Raw genomic sequence first — 16,509 nt, forward strand, 5'->3', positions numbered from 1 at the left:
GGGCAGGGGTGGGGGCAAGCGGCGTTCGTTGAAGCGTTGAGGCTGAGCAAGCGCCGCTGAGCCCCCATCCCGACCTTCCCCCAGAGGGGGAAGGAGCAAGGCAAAAGAAAGGACACCGTCATGCAACGTCGAGAACTCCTGAAGCTCATGGCCGCCGCTCCCTTCGCAGGTGCCGCGGGCCAACTCATGGCCGCGCCCGCGGCCGAAGGTACCAAGCTGCTGGTCGTGTTCCTGCGCGGCGCCTACGACTGCAGCAACCTGCTGGTGCCCACCAGCAGCGACTTCTACTACGCGTCGCGTCCCAACATCGCCATTCCGCGCCCCGGCACGCCCAACGGCGCGCTGCCGCTCGACGGCAACTGGGGTCTGCACCCCGCGCTCGCGCAGAGCGTGATGCCCATGTTCCAGCAGAAGCAGGCTTCGTTCATCGCCTTCGCGGGCACCGACGACCTCACGCGCAGCCACTTCGAGACGCAGGACTCCATCGAACTCGGCCAGGCACTGGACAAGCGCCGCGACTACCGCTCGGGCTTCCTCAACCGGCTGGCCGGCGTGCTCGGCGCGGGGCCCGTCACCGACGTGTCGCCCATCGCCTTCACCGACCAGTTGCCGATCTCGCTGCGCGGCAACGCCAAGGCCGCCAACATGGCGCTCGCGGGCAACGCGCGCTCGGCCCTCGACGCGCGGCAGAGCCAGGTCATCGCCAGCATGTACCGCAACACCTCGCTGGCCCAGCCCGTGGCGGAAGGCTTCCAGGTGCGCGACGAAGTGATGCGCGCCGTGCAGGCCGAGATGGACGCCGCCAGCCGCAACGCCATGACCGCCAAGGGCTTCGAGCTGGTCGCGCGCCGCATGGCGCTGCTGATGCGCGACCGCTTCGACCTGGGCTTCGTCGACGTCGGCGGTTGGGACACCCACGTGGGGCAGGGCGCCGCCACCGGCTACCTCGCCAACCGCTTCGAGGAACTGGGCCGCGGCGTGGCCGGCTTCGCCCAGGAGATGGGCGACGACGCATGGCGCCAGACCGTGGTCGTGGTCATCAGCGAATTCGGCCGCACCTTCCGCGAGAACGGCAACCGGGGGACTGACCATGGGCACGGGACCGTGTACTGGGTGCTCGGCGGCGGCCTGTCGGCGCAGGCCGGCGGACAAATCGTGGGCGAGCAGCAGGCGCTGACGCAGGCCACGCTGTTCCAGAACCGGGACTATCCGGTGCTCAATGAATACCGGGCGGTGTTCGGCGGGCTGTTCAAGCGGATGTATGGGCTGTCGCCGGCGCAGTTGGCGAAGGTGTTCGATGGGGTGGCGCCTAAGGATTTGCGGTTGGTTTGAGCGAGAGGCGGCTTGCGCCCGCTGCGGCGTGATGCGGCGTGGTGCGGGTTTATCCCGAGCGAGTCTCGATGCTGAACAGGCAAAGTACTTCATGTGTCTGGGCGGCCAACTTGAAATAAAGCAATAAAGTGCAGTTTTGGGTGGAAGCTTCCGAACCGGCCAGCACGCCAAGAAGCAGAACCCGAGACAAGCATGACAAGAGCAAATCATCCCGGCCGCTGGATCGGCATAGTCGGCCTCATCGCTTTTTCGACGCTGCTCGCTGCATGCGCGACGGGCGGAGGCGGGGCCGGCAGTGCGGCCGTGCCGGACAAGGCCTCGCTCGCCCAGGCTTGCGCCGGCATGGTGGGCAAGACAGTCTCACCGGGGCAGATCGGACTGCCGAGCGGCGTGGCAACCGTGTCGTCGGCCGTGGTCGTTCCCGCCGTCACCGCAGTGCCAGCTTTCGCCGAATACTGCAGGGTGCGGGGCTCCATCGCACCCCTTGCGGCGGGTGCCGATCCGATACGTTTCCAGCTCAACCTGCCGACCACGTGGAACGAGAAGGCCGTCATGGTGGGCGGCGGCGGCTTCAATGGCACCGTTATCGATGCCGTCGCCGCACTTCGCGATGCGGCACCGGGCCAGCCACAGCCGATCTCCCAGGGTTTCGCGACCTTCGGTACCGACTCCGGCCACGACGGCGCCACTTATGGCGCCACCGATCCCGCCAGGTTCGCGTTGAACGACGAGATGTTCCAGAACTTCGCGCATCAGTCGTACAAGAAGGTCAAGGACGTCGCGCACGTGCTGATGCGGCAGTACTACCTGCGCTCGCCGCGCAAACAGTACTTCTATGGCGGCTCCGAGGGCGGGCGCGAAGGCCTGGTCATGGCGCAGCGTTATCCGCAAGATTTCGACGGCATCGTGTCCGTCGTGCCGGTGATCAACTGGACGGGGCTCTTCAACGGTTTCATCAACTACCAGTTGCCGCAGTTTTCGGGCGGTGCGATCAACGCCAACAAGGTGCGCTTGCTCGCCAACTACGTGAACACCACCTGCGACGCGCTGGACAACAGCGCGGACGGCGTGGTGAGCAACTACCTTGCTTGTCCGTCTCGCATCAATCTTCAGAGCCTGCGCTGTCCCGGGGGGCGCGACACGGGCGACACCTGTCTGTCCGACGCGCAGCTCGCAGTGCTCAAGGCCTCGTACGGGCCGACTGTCATGCCATTTCCGTTGGCCAACGGCATCACCACCTATCCGGGCCGCCTATACGGCGGCGAGATCCAGTTCGGGGGTGAGGGCGTGGGGCGCTGGGTGACGACGGGCGTGGCGCCCAACCTGCCACCGACCGCGGCGGACGCTCGCGGCGTGATCTACGGCAGCAGCTACGCCCGCTACGTGATCGCAAGGAACGCCGCCTTCGACATCCGCACATGGAACGCGAGGAACTTCCAGGCGCGCATCCAGGAGGTGTCGGCGCTGATGGACGCGACCAACCCCGATCTTGCGGCCTTCCGTGCGCGGGGCGGCAAGCTCATCATCCGCGAGAACGCGGGCGACTGGGCGCAGAGCCCCATGGCCGGCATCCAGTACTACCAGAGCGTCGTCGGCAAGCTGACGCAGCCGGTCGTCGACGAATTCGTGCGCCTCTACGTGTCGCCTGCGTCCAATCACAACGGCACGGCGGCGAGCCTCACGACAGGCGCCGAGATTCCCACCAACCACGATCTGCTCACGACGCTGGACAACTGGGTGACGGGCGGCCGCCCGCCGGCCGATGCACTCGTGCAGGTGCGCGACTCGCCCAAGGCTCCCTTCAGCACGCTGGCGACGCGTCCCATGTGCCGCTATCCGAACTACCCGGCATACGTGTCGGGCGACACGACGAAGGCGGAAAGCTATCGCTGCGTTGCCTCGTCGCCCTGAATTCAGTTCAGGATCTCTCCCATGCCAACGCGCACGCGTTCCTTGAGTTGCCGGATGTACTCCGCGTCGAAGAGCTCCCACGTTTCCAGTTCACCGACGATCCGCAGCGGCTCCCGGCTGCGGTACGAGCGCGTGGGATTGCCCGGAAACTTCTTGTCGGTGACATTGGGGTCGTCCTCGAAGGCGCCGGTGGGCTCGACGATGTAGACGCGGCCACGGCCGTCGCCCTTCGCCATTTCCGCGGCCAGCCCCGCGCCCTTTGGCCACGCGGTGAAGTAGATGTGGTTCATGACGACGCGCTCGTCGTAGTTCGAGCGGAAGCCTGCGGTGAGCAGGTCGCCCACCCGGAGGTCTGCGCGCGTGCCGTGGAAGTAAGGGCCGGGTTGCAACAAAGCCATCGCGGATTGTTCCTCTACACAACGGAAAGGCCGCGGAGTTTAAGGCCTCCGTTTCAGCCAGCTGACAGCGCCATTCACGTGGCCGTCCTCACCTCACGGATGCGGCTTGAACCAGAGCCAGGCCGCGACCCCTGAGCCCACCCAAAGGCTCACGACGAGGACGGCCCCGGCGCGGCTGCTTGGCCTGGCGCCGTTCACCTGCATCCACTCTTCCGCCTGGCTGCGACATTCCGCGAGCACCCCGGGCGGCAGCAACCGGATTGCAAGCCAGATCAGCACGGGAAGCAGCAGAACATCATCGAGGTAGCCCAGCACCGGGATGAAGTCCGGAATCAAATCGATGGGGCTGAGCGCATAGGCCACCACAAAAACACCCAATGCCTTCGCGTACCAGGGCGTCCGAGGATTCTTTCCCGCAAACCAAAGCGTCACGCCGTCGCGTTTGATTCGACTTGCCCAGGCCTTCAGGTTGTCGCTGACTTTCATGGGTGCAAGCATGGCAGGGGCATGTGTACGAGTTGCGCTTTGCCCCTCGTGCCAAGAGGCCGCTCGCGGCCGAATTTTGCCGTCGTGGTGACTAGGCGGCGAGGATCGCCCATCGCTCGTGATCGCACCAACGTCCGTTGATGTTCAAGTAACGGGGTGAATATCCCTCCTGCAGAAAGCCGCAGGCTTTCACAAGCGCGATCGAGGCGACGTTGGTCGGCTGGATGTTGGCCTCCAGCCGATGCAACTCGAGGTCTTGGAACGCAGATCGAACCACCGCTTCCAACCCCTTTCGCATCAGGCCTTGCCTCTCGTGTCCGGTGAAGGCGTAGTAGCCGAGGTAGCCGCTCTGGAACGCGCCCCTGACGATATTGGTGACGTTGAAGACGCCGACAAGGCAATCGTCGGCATGCCTGCAAACAAGGAATGCCGCGTTTTCAGGCGTAGACATTTTTTCCAGGTAAGCCCGAAAATTCTCGGGCGTGGATGGTGGCGAGGTCCAAGGACTGTGGAGGTCGCCGCTCTTCTTGACCGACGCCAAGAACTCGCGCTCGTCAGACGACTCAGGTGGCCGAAGATAGACAGGCTGTGGCATTTCTGGTGTTGGCAAGGTCTGAGGAAGTGGCGACATCTTGCCCGACCGAACAGGCGCGCTTGAGCCAGCAGAACTCGGTTTTCGTCCCTCGGCTTGACTGGCTTTCCAAAGACCGCGTACATTGCCTCCGCCCCGTGATAAGCGGGGCCGGGTTTGGAAGCCCGCTGACATCCTGCGACGAAAGCCGCAGTTACCGCACTTGGTCTGCGGCTTTTTCGTTTGCGCCTATTTTTTAGGCGGCTTGAACGGGAGGGCTCGCGCCCTGCCGGTTTCCGCAAGGATGTCCCGGTCTTCCAACCCGTTCGAGCTGCCGCCCTTGTTTGGAAGCGAGGGCGTCGGTTGTTGCAAATCGACATCCTTGGAAGGCCCATGCCCCTTGCTTCAAACCCCGGTTGCGCTTGCGCGCCGCATCTTCCCACCGCCCAGTTCAGGCCCTTCGAATGGATCGAGGCCGAACGGCTCGAACCCTCCCAACAAGACCAGGCCGCATTCCTCAACGATGCGCGCGACGTGGTCCAGGGCGCATGCACGCTGGCCCAGTTGCTCGCCTGGGACGAAGACCGCCGCGACGCCGCCTTGTCCAGCACCGACCCCGCGCCGCTCCTCGATGCCTGCCAGCGCGGCGCGCTGCAGCGACTGCTCTCGGTGTCGCTGAGCCTGCTTCATGCCCGCATCGAAAGCCAGTGCGAGGCACTGACGACGTCCTGAGCGCCTGTGCCATCATCTTCGGATGAGCAGCACATCTCGAAGCGCGTCCGAAGCAGACGGCGTTCCTCGTCTCATCGGGGTCCGAGCCGCGGCGGGCGGCTGCGACGTGCGGCTCTTCCATGCCGGATGCACGTTCACGGGCCTGGTCGTCCGTGCGTGACGAGGCGCTCGAATCATGAAGCTGGTCATCGTCGTGTTGGAAGGGGTGCAGGCACTGGACGTCGCCGCGCCGATGGACGTCTTTACCGAGGCCAACAGCTTTCTCCCGCCCGACCGGCACTACCAGATCGAACTGGTGGGCATGCGCGCGGGGAGCGTTCGTTGCGCCAACGGCATGGCCCTTCATGTCGGGACCGGCTACCTCGACTACGACGGCCAGCCCGATCTTCTGCTCGTCGCGGGTGGCCCGAAGCTGCCTGCGGTGAACGAGTACGAGCCAAGCTTCCTGCAGTGGTTGAGTGCCAAGGCCGCCGGTGCCCGCCGTTTCGGCTCCGTCTGCAACGGTGCATTCCCGCTGGGCCATGCGGGGCTGCTGAACGGCAAGGAGGTCACCGCCCATTGGCATGACGTCGACCGGCTCATCGCCCAGTTTCCAAGGGCGCGCGTGCGGCCCGACAAGATCTTCGTGCGCGATGGCAGCCTGTTCACCTCGGCCGGTGTCGCAGCCGGCGTCGATCTTTGCCTGGCGCTGATCACCGAAGACTGGGGCCACGAACTCGCGTTGCGCATTGCCAAGCGGCTCATCGTGTACATCCGCCGCGAGGGCGGGCAGTCGCAGTACAGCCCCTTCCTGGCGGCCGGCCCGAAGGAAGAGACCATCGTGGCGAAGGTGCTGCGCCACGTCACAGACCACATCGACGAGCAACTGTCCATCGAGCAACTCGCCGATGCGGTGGGCGTCAGCCGGCGCACTTTCTCGCGCGTCTTCGCCAGGAACGCGAACATGACGCCTTCGGCTTTCGTCGAGCAGGTGCGGGTCGATTTCTCCCGCAAGCTGCTGGAGGAAACCGACCTGCCGCTGAAAACGGTGGCGTTCCGGTGCGGGTTCCATAGCGCGAACCACATGCGGACCATCTTCGCGAAGCGGCTCGACACGACGCCTCGGGAATACCGCCGGCGCTTCAGGTCCGAACCGCCAGTGGCCTGAAAACGGCCATCAATGGCGCAAACCGCGCCATGGCCACGGCCTGCGTTGCGGGTGCCGCAAATAGACTTTTTACGTCGCTCCCGCGAGCCATGCATGTGGCGCGCTGGGGAAGCCCATCTTCCACAGGAGCACGTATCAACACCACGCACACGCTGAGCCAGGCGGCACTTCCGCGGCAGGCATCCATTCAGTATCTACCGGTCAATCTGTTCGCCTCGGTCATGGGGATCTCGGGCTTGGCGCTGGCCTGGCGGCAGGCCGGGCATCAGTTCGGCGCAAGCCCTCTGGTCGATGCGGCGATCAGCAGCATCGCCGTCGCGATCTTCATGGTGCTTTGCGTCGCCTATGCCGCAAAGGCGGTGCTGCATCCGTCCGCCGTGCGGGCCGAGTTCCTGCATCCGATTGCCGGCAATTTCTTCGGCACGGTGACCATTGCGATCCTGCTGATCTCGTCGGTCGTGGCGCCGCTCAGCAGCCGGGCGTCGGAGATTCTCTGGAGCATCGGCGCGGCGGCCACCATTGCGCTGTCCTTCACCATCGTCAGCCGGCTTCTGCGGGGCAAGGTCGACGCGGGCCATTCGGTGCCGGCGTGGCTGATTCCGGGCGTGGCAACGCTCGACATCACGGTAGCGGGCGGCACCATGCCGATGGGCTGGGCGAGGGAACTCAACCTGTTCTCGATGGCCGTGGGCACGATGGTCGCGCTGGTCTTCTTCACGATGATCATGTCCAGGCTGATCCACCATCAAGAGAAGCTCGCGAACGAGATGGTGCCGTCCTTGATGATCCTGATCGCGCCGTTCGAAGTCGGCTTCCTCGCATACACCAACTTCTTCCAGCGGGTCGACGCCTTCGCCGCGATGCTCTTCTATTTCGGCCTGTTCGTGTTCTTCTCGCTGGCCTTCAAGATCTTCAAGCGGAGCATTGCCTTCGCCGCCGGGGGGTGGGCATTGAGCTTCCCGATAGCCGCGCTCTGCAATGCCGCGCTGCGCTATGCGGAGCACGTGCGGCATCCCGCGATGACCGGCTTGGCCGTTGCGCTGCTCGCCTTCCTGAGCGGTCTGATCGCCGTCTTGCTGTTCCGGACCATCCGCCTTGCCGCGAGCGGGAAGCTGCTGGCACCAAGATAGGCGGCCACAGCGTCGAGAATCGACGCATGCCTCACGCCGTTTCCCTTCTTCGCGCCGCGCGCCTGGCGCGAAGCACCGAGCCCTTTCTAGCCAACGGCGGCTTCAAGAGCGAGCGTTGCGCGGGCTGCCGGCTGAGGCCCAGCCACTGCATGTGCGCCTTGCGCCCGTCAGTGCCCACGCGCGCGGGCGTGTGCCTGCTCATGGCCGACATCGAGCCGCTCAAGCCGACCAACACAGGCTGGCTGATCGCCGACGTGGTGGCCGACACCTTCGCCTTCGGCTGGGCGCGCACCGAGGTCGATCCCGCTCTGCTGGCCCTGTTGGCCGATCCGCAGTGGCAGCCTTATGTGGTGTTCCCGGGACAGTACGCCGCGCCGGAGCGCGTGGTCACCGCTGTGCGGCCAGCCCATGCCGACGGCGGCAAGCGCCCGCTCTTCATACTTTTCGACGCCACCTGGGCCGAGGCGCGAAAGATGTTCCGCAGGAGCCCGTACGTCGACCGGCTGCCGGTGTTGAGCCTGCAGCCGGAGCAGATCACGCAATACAAGCTGCGCAATTCCGGGCGCGAAGATCACTTCTGCACCAGCGAGGTGGCCGCCATGTGCATGAGCCTGGCGGGCGAGCATGCCGTCGAACAGACGCTGGAGGCCTACCTCGCCGTGTTCACGCACCACTACCTGCGCGCGAAGAACCAGCAGCCGATCGCATGGGATGGCGATGCGCATCGGCGGCTGCGTGAAGCATGCGGCTCGTAAACGGAACATTTGATTTCTCACTCATGACCGACCTTGTCTTCGTCTTCTAGCCCTGGCTCGTGTTTTCGGCAGGCGAGGGTGAGCGGGTGGCAGGGCAAGTCTTCGAAGTCGATCAAGCGGCGCTGGATGCGATGGACGTGCTCGAAAGAGTGACCGAGGCTGACGGCTATCGCCGCGTTTCGATTGCGGTCGAGAGGGTCGACGGCGAATCGCGCTCGGCGCTTTCGGTGCAGGCGTATGTCAAGGCGCCGGAGCACTTTCGCGCGGCGGATGTGAAGGCGGGGCCGTTGAGTGAATACACGATGGCGCACGCCGCGCTCTATCGCTCGCGAGCCTCGGCAGGCTGACGGCGGAGCCGGTCCGGCACCGTCATCCGGGACTTCCTCACATCGGCGGCATCTTCTCGAACTTCTGCAGCCCCGGATCCAGAAAGTCCCACTCATACCCCCGCACGGCATACGTGACGACCTGCGGCTTGTACCGCCCCGGATCATCCAGGCTCGCCGCATGCACCGTGAAGATCTCCGGCATGGCCGCAAAGGTCATGTACACGGGCGAGCCGCAGGCCGGGCAGAACGCACGGGTCTTGACGTTGCCGCTGTCGCCGACCATGTCCCACAGCGTGGCGTTGCCGCTGTGCTTCACGCCGGCGCGCGCAAAGGTGAGGTACGAGCCGTGGCCGGTGCCGCTCTTGCGCTGGCAGTCGCGGCACTGGCAGTGGTTCTGGAAGACGGGCTCGGACGCGATCTCGTAGCGTATGGCGCCGCAAGCGCAGCCGCCGGTGTATGCGTGGGTCATCTGGTTGGGCCTTTCGAAAGAAGAGGCAGCCAATCTAGCCGGGCAGGGCGGTGGGGCGGGAGTAACAAGTTCGTCGCGAGCCGGCTGGGCAATCAGGTGAATGTAATGCGAAAGAATTGTCAATTCAGTGGCTCCTGCTTTGAAGTTCTTACAACTTCATCGCCGTTCATGCCGCTTTCAGACGGTAAAGTGCTCGCCTTCGGGCGCGAATTGTTTACGCGCCATTTCCCACCGCCTCCCGCTCCCCCGCTTCTTCCTCTTCATGTCCAACCTCATCGTGCACGGCGGTACGCCGCTGCGTGGCCGCATCACCCCCTCCGCCAACAAGAACGCCGTACTGCCGGTGCTTTGTGCCACCTTGCTCACCTGGGAGCCGCTGCGGCTGCATGGGGTGCCCGACATCACGGACGTGCGCAAGATCCTGGAGATCTTCCGCACCCTGGGCAGCGACGTGCACATGGACCACGAGACGGGCACGCTCGAGCTGCATCACCGCGAGACCACGTTCGACGCCGCGCTGCACCGCCTGCCGGAGGAAATGCGCTCGTCGATCATGCTGGTGCCGCCGCTGCTTGCGCGCTTCGGCGTGGCGCGGCTGGAGGACAACGTCAAGGGCTGCACGCTGGGCGTGCGCGAGATCGATCCGCATGTGGAGGTGTTCCAGCGCTTCGGCGGCGAGGTGGAGCGCACCGAAGGCTCGCTGCTGGTCTACAGCAAGAGCCGGCTGACGCCCACCGACCACTGGCTGGACTACGCCTCGGTCACGACCACAGAGAACTTCGTGCTGTGCGCGGCCGCCGCGGGCGGCACATCGACGCTGACCAACGCCGCGTCGGAGCCGCACGTGCAGGAGTTCTGCCGCTTCATGGCCATGATCGGCGTGCGCATCGACGGCATGGGCACTTCGCGGCTCACGGTGCACGGCGGCGGCACGCTCAAGGGCGGGGAGTTCCGCTTCGACGAAGACTTCCACGAAATCACCACCTTCCTCGCGCTCGGCGCCATCACCGGCGGCGACGTGGTGGTGCGCAACAGCGCGCCTGAAAACTTTCCGCTGCTGGACCGCACCTTCGCCAAGTTCGGCGTGCAGATCGTGCATGAAGACGGCTGGTCGCGTGCGCTGCGCAGCGGCCCGCTGAAGGTGCAGACGCCGTTCACCAGCAACGTGCTGACCAAGGTGGAAGCGGCGCCGTGGCCGTACTTTCCGGTCGACCTGCTGCCGATCTTCATTGCGCTGGGCGTGCGCGCGCAGGGCAACGCGATGTTCTGGAACAAGGTGTACGACGGCGCGCTGGGCTGGACCGGCGAGCTGTCGAAGTTCGGCGCGCACGTGTTCTCGTCGGACCCGCACCGGCTCATCACTTTCGGCGGCAATCCGCTGACGCCCGCGGTGGTCGAGAGCCCCTACATCATTCGCGTGGCGATCGCGCTGTTCATGGTGGCGGCGAGCATCGAAGGCCGCTCGGAAATCCGCAACGCCACGCCGATCCGCCGCGCGCACCCGCGCTTCGTGGAAAACCTGCGCAGCCTGGGCGTGCACGTGGAGTGGACCAGCGAGGAATAGCGCGAGGCGGGCCGCGGCGGCCCAGCCCGCGCCTCGCTCAGAAAGAAGGCACCGGGTTGCGCCCGCTGCCCGGCACGTAGCTGCCCTTGCGGTAGGCGTACACCACGGTGCTGTCGACCGACTCGGCGCGCGCGCCCGCGCCGGAGGTGCGCGTGCCGCTGAACACCAGGCGCATTTCGCCGGGCTCGTCGTCGGTGCCCAGCGCGAACTGCGCCGAGCCTTCGACCTCGAAGCAGCTGCCGCGCGGCGGTGTTTCTGGGCGTTCGTTGGCCAGCACCTGCTCGCAGGCACCGTCGGCGCCGCCGTTGCCTGCCGACATCGGAATGCCGCTCACCATTTCCCGCACTTCGCTCGCGCCCAGTTCGTACACCGACAGCCAGCTGCCGCAGTAGCCCTGCCAGCAGCTGCCGCTGGTGGCGGTCAGCACGAAGCGCTGCGGCGCGATGCGCTCGACGGCGGTCTTGCCGATGCTGCCCATGAAGCCCTGGTAGCCCACGGCGTCGTTGCGCTTGGACAGCGCCCAGCCGTCGTTGCCCTGCTCGAAGAAGTAGGCGCCGATCCAGGCGCCGGCGACGTGGGCGTCCATGGGCTGGCCCTGGTCGTCCAGCGGTACGGTCTCGGTCAGCATCACGGCGTGGGTGTCGTCCAGGCGCACCACCTCGCGCGGCGACACGTCGGCCTGCTGCTCGCCTTCGCTGTCGGGCACGGGCTTGCCGTCGTTGCCGATGTCGGGCAGCGTCACGGTGCCGACGCGGCCCTTGTCCTTGTCTTCCCAGCCGGGAAACACCAGCGGCATGAGGTCGCCGCGCTTGAGCGTCGCCGAAAAGGCAGGGGCGGCGAGTTCGGCGGCTGGCGCCAGGGCTTCCTCGGTGGCGGCCGGAACGTCGGACGCGGTGTTGCTGTTGTCTTCCTGGGAGCAGCCGGCCAGCGCGATGAGCGCGGCAACGACAGCCGCCTTGGCCAGGGCGGCGCGCGGCCTGTCGGAACTGGGGATGTGCATGCCCGCGATTGTGCCGAAGCCGCATGCCGATGACCCCGCCGCCGCCGTCACTTCCCCGCAGACAGGACAATGGCCGCTTCCCGACATTCCAGGACGCATTTCGAATGACGACGCTGCAGCAGATCCTCGGCACCGAACTCCCTCTCATCCAGGCGCCCATGGCCGGCGTGCAAGGCAGCGCGATGGCGATCGCGGTCAGCAATGCGGGCGGACTCGGCTCGCTGCCTGGCGCCATGCTGAGCCCCGAGGTCATGCGCAGCGAGCTCACGGCCATCCGCGCGGGCACGGACAAGCCCTTCAACGTCAACTTCTTCTGCCACACCCCGCCGGAACCGAGCACCGAGCGCGAAGCCGCATGGCGCGCCGCCCTGGCACCGTACTACGCGGAGCACGGCATCGATGCCGCGAGCATTCCCGCCGGCCCGGGGCGCAACCCTTTCAGCGCGGACGTGGCCGACCTGATCGCCGAGTTCCGCCCGCCGGTGGTGAGCTTTCATTTCGGGCTGCCGTCCGAGGCGCTGCTGGCCCGGGTGCGCGGCTGGGGCGCCAAGGTGCTGGCTTCGGCCACCACGCTCGACGAGGCGCTGTGGCTCGAGGCGCGCGGCGTCGACGCGGTCATCGCCCAGGGCCTGGAGGCCGGCGGGCACCGCGGCCACTTCCTGTCGCATGACCTGACCAGGCAGCTCGGCACCTTCGCGCTGCTGCCGCAGCTGGTGCATGCCGTCAAGCTGCCGGTGATCGCGGCCGGCGGCATCGCCGATGCCAACAGCGTTGCTGCCGCGATGGCGCTGGGCGCGGCGGGCGTGCAGATCGGCACCGCCTACATGCTGACCCCCGAGGCGACCACCAGCGCGCTGCACCGCGCCGCGCTCAAGAGCGAAGCCGCTCGCCACACGGCGCTGACCAATCTCTTCACCGGCCGGCCCGCGCGCGGCATCGTGAACCGCGTGATGCGCGAACTGGGCCCCATCGGCGCGGCGGCGCCGGAGTTCCCGCTGGCCACCTCGGGCATCGCGCCGCTGCGTGCCAAGGCCGAGGCAAAGGGCAGCGGCGATTTTTCTCCGCTGTGGTCGGGCCAGAACGCGACCGGCTGCCGCGAGGTGCCGGCGGCCGAACTCACGCGCGAGCTGGCACGCGGCTTCCAGGCAATCCGATAAGCACTGCTCTCACTCTCATGACCCAACTTCACCTGCCCCTCAAATTCCTCGAACACTCGGCCCGGCCGGGCACCGCCGAACCCTGGCTGCTGGTGCTGATGCACGGCGTCGGCAGCAACGAGCAGGACCTGTTCGGCCTCGCGCGCATGATGCCGCCGCACTTTCATGTGCTGAGCCTGCGCGCGCCGTATGTGCTGTCGCCCGATGCCTATGCGTGGTTCGAGTTCCAGTTCCTGCCGAACGGCGAGCGCCTGATCAACGAAGAGCAGGAGCGCGAGAGCCGCTTCCTCGTCGGCGAGATGATCGCCTCCGCCGGCCAGCAGCTCGGCGTGCCGCCGGAGCGGGTGATCGTCGGCGGCTTCAGCCAGGGCGGGATCATGGCGCTGTCGCTGCTGCTGACCAAGCCAGAGAGCGTGCGCGCCGCGATGGTGTGGCACAGCCGGCTGCTGTCGCAGGTGGTGCCGCACGTGGCGCCCGCCGATGCATTCGAGGGCAAGGCGCTGTGGGTGAGCCACGGCAGCTCCGACAACGTGATTCCGCCGAGCGCGGCGGAAGTGACGCGCGAACTGGCGCGCACATTGCCGCTGACACTCTCTGGCGGCGACTTCCCGGGCGCGCACGAGATACGGCCCGCCGAGCTGCAGGCCACGCTGGCGTGGCTGCAGGCGCTCAGCGCATCGCCAGACGCGCCATGACCATCGCTTCCATCTCCGCGAGCCAGGCGCTGTTGTCGCCGGCCGCGTCGGGCTGCACCAGCAACCGATAGCGGCGCGCGCCCCAGCAGGCGGTCAGCAGGGCGTGGAGGGTGGCGGGCGAGGGCTGCGGCTCCAGGTCCGTGCAGGTTGCGAAGGCCCGCAGCCAGCGTGCCGCGAGTTCGTCGTATACCCGGCGGTGGTGCTTGGGCTCGGCCACGCGGTGTTCGAGCATCAGCATCTCGTGGTCGAAGGCGGGCAGCCCTTCGAGCTGGGTGTCGCAGGTGATGCGCACCAGGCGCTGCACGCGTTCGCGCCAGCCAATGTCTTCGGGCGCGATCACATCCGCATCGAGCCGCGCGAGCAGCGACTCGATGCAGTGGCGCACATAGCCCGAGAGCAGGGCCTCCTTGTCGGGAAAGTAGTCGTACAGCGTGCCGACCGCGATGCCGGTTTCGAGCGCCACCGCGCGCGTGGTCACGCCTTCCCAGCCGTGCGCATTCCAAATCCGAACAAAGGCGTCGTAGATCGCCTGCACGGTGAACTTGCTGCGTGCCTGCGTGGGGCGTTTCAGGGGCTTGGAGCGGGGTGCGTCCGGCATCGACGGGTTTCCGAACCCGCCGCGAAGCGGGCCGCCATACAGTTTGCGAATGAACAACGCATTCACTTTAACCCGCCTCCAGACGCGCAAGAACGCACTCGGCACCACCCGTGTCGTGACCACGCAGGACACCGGCGCATTGCAACCCGGCGAGGTGCTGATGAAGATCGGCCGCTTCTCGCTGACCACCAACAACATCACCTACGCGGCCTTCGGCGACGCGGTCATGAAGTACTGGCAGTTCTTTCCGACCGGCGACGCCGACTGGGGCCACATGCCGGCCTGGGGCTTCGCCGATGTGGCGGCCTCGAACGTGGAGGGCGTGGCAGTGGGCGAGCGCTTCTACGGCTACTTCCCGATCGCGAGCCACCTGCGCATGCAGCCGGTGCGCGTGACGCCGCGCGGCTTCTACGACGGCGCCTCGCACCGCAGCGAACTGGTGTCGGCCTACAACCAGTACATGCGCTGCAGCAACGACGCGGGCTACGTCGCCGCGCTGGAGGACTACCAGATGCTGGTGCGTCCGCTGTTCATCACGTCGTTCATGCTGGCCGACTTCCTGGAGGACAACGGTTTCTTCGGCGCGAAGCAGGTGGTGGTGTCGAGCGCGTCGAGCAAGACCGCGTTCGGCACGGCCTTCTGCCTGGGCAGGCGCGAAGGCCTCGAGCTGATTGCCGCCACGTCCAACGGCAATCGCGCCTTCGTGGAGGGCCTGGGCTGCTACGACCGCGCGCTGGCCTATGAAGAGATCGCCACGCTGCCCGCCGACGTGCCCACGCTGTATGTCGACTTCTCCGGCAACGACGAACTGCGCGCGACCGTGCACCACCACTTCGGCGCATCGCTGGTCTACGACTGCTATGCGGGGTCCGCGCAGAAGACAGAGTTCCTCGGCGACTCCACGATGCTGCCCGGCCCCGCGCCGCAGCTCTACTTTGCGCCGGTGCAGATCCGCAAGCGCAATGCCGACTGGGGCCCGCAGGAGGTCAACCGCCGTTTCAACGAGGCGCAGGGCCGCTTCATCGCCGAGATCAGCCGGCCCGGCAACCGCTGGATGGCGCTGGCGCAGGGCGAGGGCTTCGCGCATGCGCAGGCGGTGATCGCCGACCTGCACGCCGGCAAGGTCGACCCGCGGCAGGCGCATGTGGTGCGGCTCGCAGGCTGACTGAACTTCCGCCGGGCCGGCACGTCACAGGGCGTTACGACGACAGGGAGCGATGCGGACGCTGCGGTGCCCTTATTGGTGCACCATAGCCTTCGTCTCCCTGTGCCTTCCACGCCAGCCAAAGGAAACCGACCCATGCCCGAAAGCGATATCCGCGACACGCGCGACGCACCCGAATTCCGCCCCCGCCGCGAGACGCCCGTTGGCACGATCATCGTCATCGTGCTGGTGCTGCTGGCCGCCGGCTTCTTCGGCTGGCGCTGGTACCAGCAACAGCAAAAGCCGCCGGAGCCCACGCCCGTGGCCGCCGCGCCGGCCGACGCACCGCCGCCACCACCGCCCGCAAAGGCCGAGCCCACCGGCCCGCAGAACCCGGTCGATGCGCTCGCGCCGCCCGACGCCGCACTGCCCAAGCTCGCCGATTCCGATTCGCGCGTGATGAAGGCGCTGGCCGAGCTGCTGGGCGCGAAGAACGCCGAAGCCTTCCTGCGTTCCGACGGCATCGTGCGGCGCTTCGTGGCCACGGTGGACAACCTGGCGCGCGAGCAGGCGCCCGCCAGCGCATGGCCAGTGCAGCCCACGGGCCAGCGCTTCATCACCGAAGGGCAGGGCGAGGCGCAGACCATTTCCGCCAACAACGCGGCGCGCTACAACGGCTTCGTGATGCTGGTGCAGTCGGTCGATCCGGCCAAGGCCGCGGCGGTGTACGCCAGGCTCTATCCGCTGTTCCAGCAGGCCTATGAAGAGCTGGGCTACCCGGGGCGCTATTTCAACGACCGGCTCATCGCGGTGATCGACAACCTGCTGCAGGCGCCCGAGCCCAAGGGCCCGGTGCAGGTGCGGCTGGTCGAGGTCAAGGGCGACGTGCCTTCGCAGCGCCCCTGGGTGCGCTACGAATACGTCGACCAGGCGCTGGAGAAGGCGAGCGCCGGCCAGAAGATCATGGTGCGCATGGGCCCGGAGAACGAGCGCAAGATGAAGGCCAGCCTGCGCGCGCTGCGCCAGCAGATCGCGACGGCCGACCTCGCGAAGAAGAAGTCGCAGTAGCCCAGGCCGGCCTGGGCACCTGG

General features: G+C 66.8%; 18 protein-coding genes. 12 read left to right on the forward strand and 6 right to left on the reverse strand.

All coding sequences use genetic code 11. The annotated features are described in order from the left end of the window. Positions 1-120: 120 nt before the first annotated feature. Positions 121-1,332 (forward strand): DUF1501 domain-containing protein, encoded by a 1,212-nt coding sequence (locus AC1RVW_RS14790; protein ID WP_285414842.1) that lies wholly within the window; start codon positions 121-123, stop codon positions 1,330-1,332. Between the two features lie 192 nt (positions 1,333-1,524). Next, positions 1,525-3,243, forward strand: a complete 1,719-nt coding sequence (locus tag AC1RVW_RS14795) for a tannase/feruloyl esterase family alpha/beta hydrolase (protein WP_493200737.1) — start codon at positions 1,525-1,527, stop codon at positions 3,241-3,243. 2 nt (positions 3,244-3,245) lie between these two features. Here AC1RVW_RS14795 and arr read toward each other — a convergent pair whose 3' ends face one another. From arr to AC1RVW_RS14810, 3 genes are all read right to left on the reverse strand, one after another. After that, positions 3,246-3,641: an NAD(+)--rifampin ADP-ribosyltransferase gene (gene arr / locus AC1RVW_RS14800; RefSeq protein WP_285414840.1), complete on the reverse strand. Its 396-nt coding sequence runs from the start codon at positions 3,639-3,641 to the stop codon at positions 3,246-3,248. A gap of 93 nt (positions 3,642-3,734) precedes the next feature. Next, a complete protein-coding gene (locus tag AC1RVW_RS14805; RefSeq protein ID WP_493200740.1) occupies positions 3,735-4,127 on the reverse strand; it encodes a YkvA family protein in 393 nt (130 codons plus the stop codon). A 91-nt stretch (positions 4,128-4,218) separates the two neighbouring features. Next, entirely contained in the window at positions 4,219-4,758 is a 540-nt protein-coding gene (locus AC1RVW_RS14810; RefSeq protein ID WP_493200742.1) for a GNAT family N-acetyltransferase, read from the reverse strand. Positions 4,759-5,091: 333 nt separating this feature from the next. Here AC1RVW_RS14810 and AC1RVW_RS14815 point away from each other — a divergent pair, with 333 nt between their 5' ends. From AC1RVW_RS14815 to AC1RVW_RS14835, 5 genes are all read left to right on the forward strand, one after another. After that, the gene (locus AC1RVW_RS14815; protein ID WP_106934041.1) at positions 5,092-5,430 is read left to right on the forward strand and encodes a hypothetical protein; all 339 of its coding nucleotides are present in this window, start codon (positions 5,092-5,094) and stop codon (positions 5,428-5,430) included. A 175-nt stretch (positions 5,431-5,605) separates the two neighbouring features. Beyond that, entirely contained in the window at positions 5,606-6,577 is a 972-nt protein-coding gene (locus AC1RVW_RS14820) for a GlxA family transcriptional regulator (RefSeq protein WP_493200744.1), read from the forward strand. Positions 6,578-6,711: 134 nt separating this feature from the next. Then, on the forward strand, positions 6,712-7,707 hold the full coding sequence (locus AC1RVW_RS14825; protein ID WP_493200834.1) for an SLAC1 anion channel family protein: 996 nt from the start codon (positions 6,712-6,714) through the stop codon (positions 7,705-7,707). A 26-nt stretch (positions 7,708-7,733) separates the two neighbouring features. Then, positions 7,734-8,462 (forward strand): tRNA-uridine aminocarboxypropyltransferase, encoded by a 729-nt coding sequence (locus AC1RVW_RS14830; protein WP_493200746.1) that lies wholly within the window; start codon positions 7,734-7,736, stop codon positions 8,460-8,462. A gap of 59 nt (positions 8,463-8,521) precedes the next feature. Beyond that, on the forward strand, positions 8,522-8,809 hold the full coding sequence (locus tag AC1RVW_RS14835; RefSeq protein ID WP_493200748.1) for a gamma-glutamylcyclotransferase family protein: 288 nt from the start codon (positions 8,522-8,524) through the stop codon (positions 8,807-8,809). Positions 8,810-8,846: 37 nt separating this feature from the next. Here AC1RVW_RS14835 and AC1RVW_RS14840 read toward each other — a convergent pair whose 3' ends face one another. Further along, positions 8,847-9,260 carry a GFA family protein gene (locus AC1RVW_RS14840; RefSeq protein WP_106934046.1) on the reverse strand — a complete coding sequence of 138 codons (414 nt, stop codon included), beginning with the start codon at positions 9,258-9,260 and terminating at the stop codon, positions 8,847-8,849. 262 nt (positions 9,261-9,522) lie between these two features. Between AC1RVW_RS14840 and AC1RVW_RS14845 the strand changes: the two genes are divergently transcribed. Further along, positions 9,523-10,824: a UDP-N-acetylglucosamine 1-carboxyvinyltransferase gene (locus tag AC1RVW_RS14845; RefSeq protein WP_493200750.1), complete on the forward strand. Its 1,302-nt coding sequence runs from the start codon at positions 9,523-9,525 to the stop codon at positions 10,822-10,824. A gap of 37 nt (positions 10,825-10,861) precedes the next feature. Here AC1RVW_RS14845 and AC1RVW_RS14850 read toward each other — a convergent pair whose 3' ends face one another. Then, positions 10,862-11,824, reverse strand: coding sequence for a hypothetical protein (locus tag AC1RVW_RS14850; protein WP_493200752.1), 963 nt, complete (start codon positions 11,822-11,824; stop codon positions 10,862-10,864). 104 nt (positions 11,825-11,928) lie between these two features. Between AC1RVW_RS14850 and AC1RVW_RS14855 the strand changes: the two genes are divergently transcribed. Together AC1RVW_RS14855 and AC1RVW_RS14860 are read left to right on the forward strand one after the other, a co-directional pair. Then, a complete protein-coding gene (locus AC1RVW_RS14855; RefSeq protein ID WP_493200754.1) occupies positions 11,929-12,981 on the forward strand; it encodes an NAD(P)H-dependent flavin oxidoreductase in 1,053 nt (350 codons plus the stop codon). Positions 12,982-12,998: 17 nt separating this feature from the next. Further along, positions 12,999-13,676, forward strand: coding sequence for an alpha/beta hydrolase (locus tag AC1RVW_RS14860; protein WP_493200756.1), 678 nt, complete (start codon positions 12,999-13,001; stop codon positions 13,674-13,676). On the opposite strand, the gene AC1RVW_RS14865 is transcribed toward AC1RVW_RS14860, so the two are convergent. After that, positions 13,651-14,274, reverse strand: coding sequence for a TetR/AcrR family transcriptional regulator (locus AC1RVW_RS14865; protein ID WP_493200758.1), 624 nt, complete (start codon positions 14,272-14,274; stop codon positions 13,651-13,653). The genes AC1RVW_RS14860 and AC1RVW_RS14865 overlap by 26 nt on opposite strands. A 49-nt stretch (positions 14,275-14,323) precedes the next feature. On the opposite strand from AC1RVW_RS14865, the gene AC1RVW_RS14870 reads away from it, so the two are divergent. Together AC1RVW_RS14870 and AC1RVW_RS14875 are read left to right on the forward strand one after the other, a co-directional pair. After that, positions 14,324-15,439 (forward strand): DUF2855 family protein, encoded by a 1,116-nt coding sequence (locus AC1RVW_RS14870; protein WP_493200760.1) that lies wholly within the window; start codon positions 14,324-14,326, stop codon positions 15,437-15,439. A 135-nt stretch (positions 15,440-15,574) separates the two neighbouring features. Next, positions 15,575-16,486: a DUF3014 domain-containing protein gene (locus AC1RVW_RS14875; RefSeq protein WP_493200762.1), complete on the forward strand. Its 912-nt coding sequence runs from the start codon at positions 15,575-15,577 to the stop codon at positions 16,484-16,486. Positions 16,487-16,509: the final 23 nt, after the last annotated feature.

The organism is Variovorax sp. MPBD4-3 (assembly GCF_058809745.1).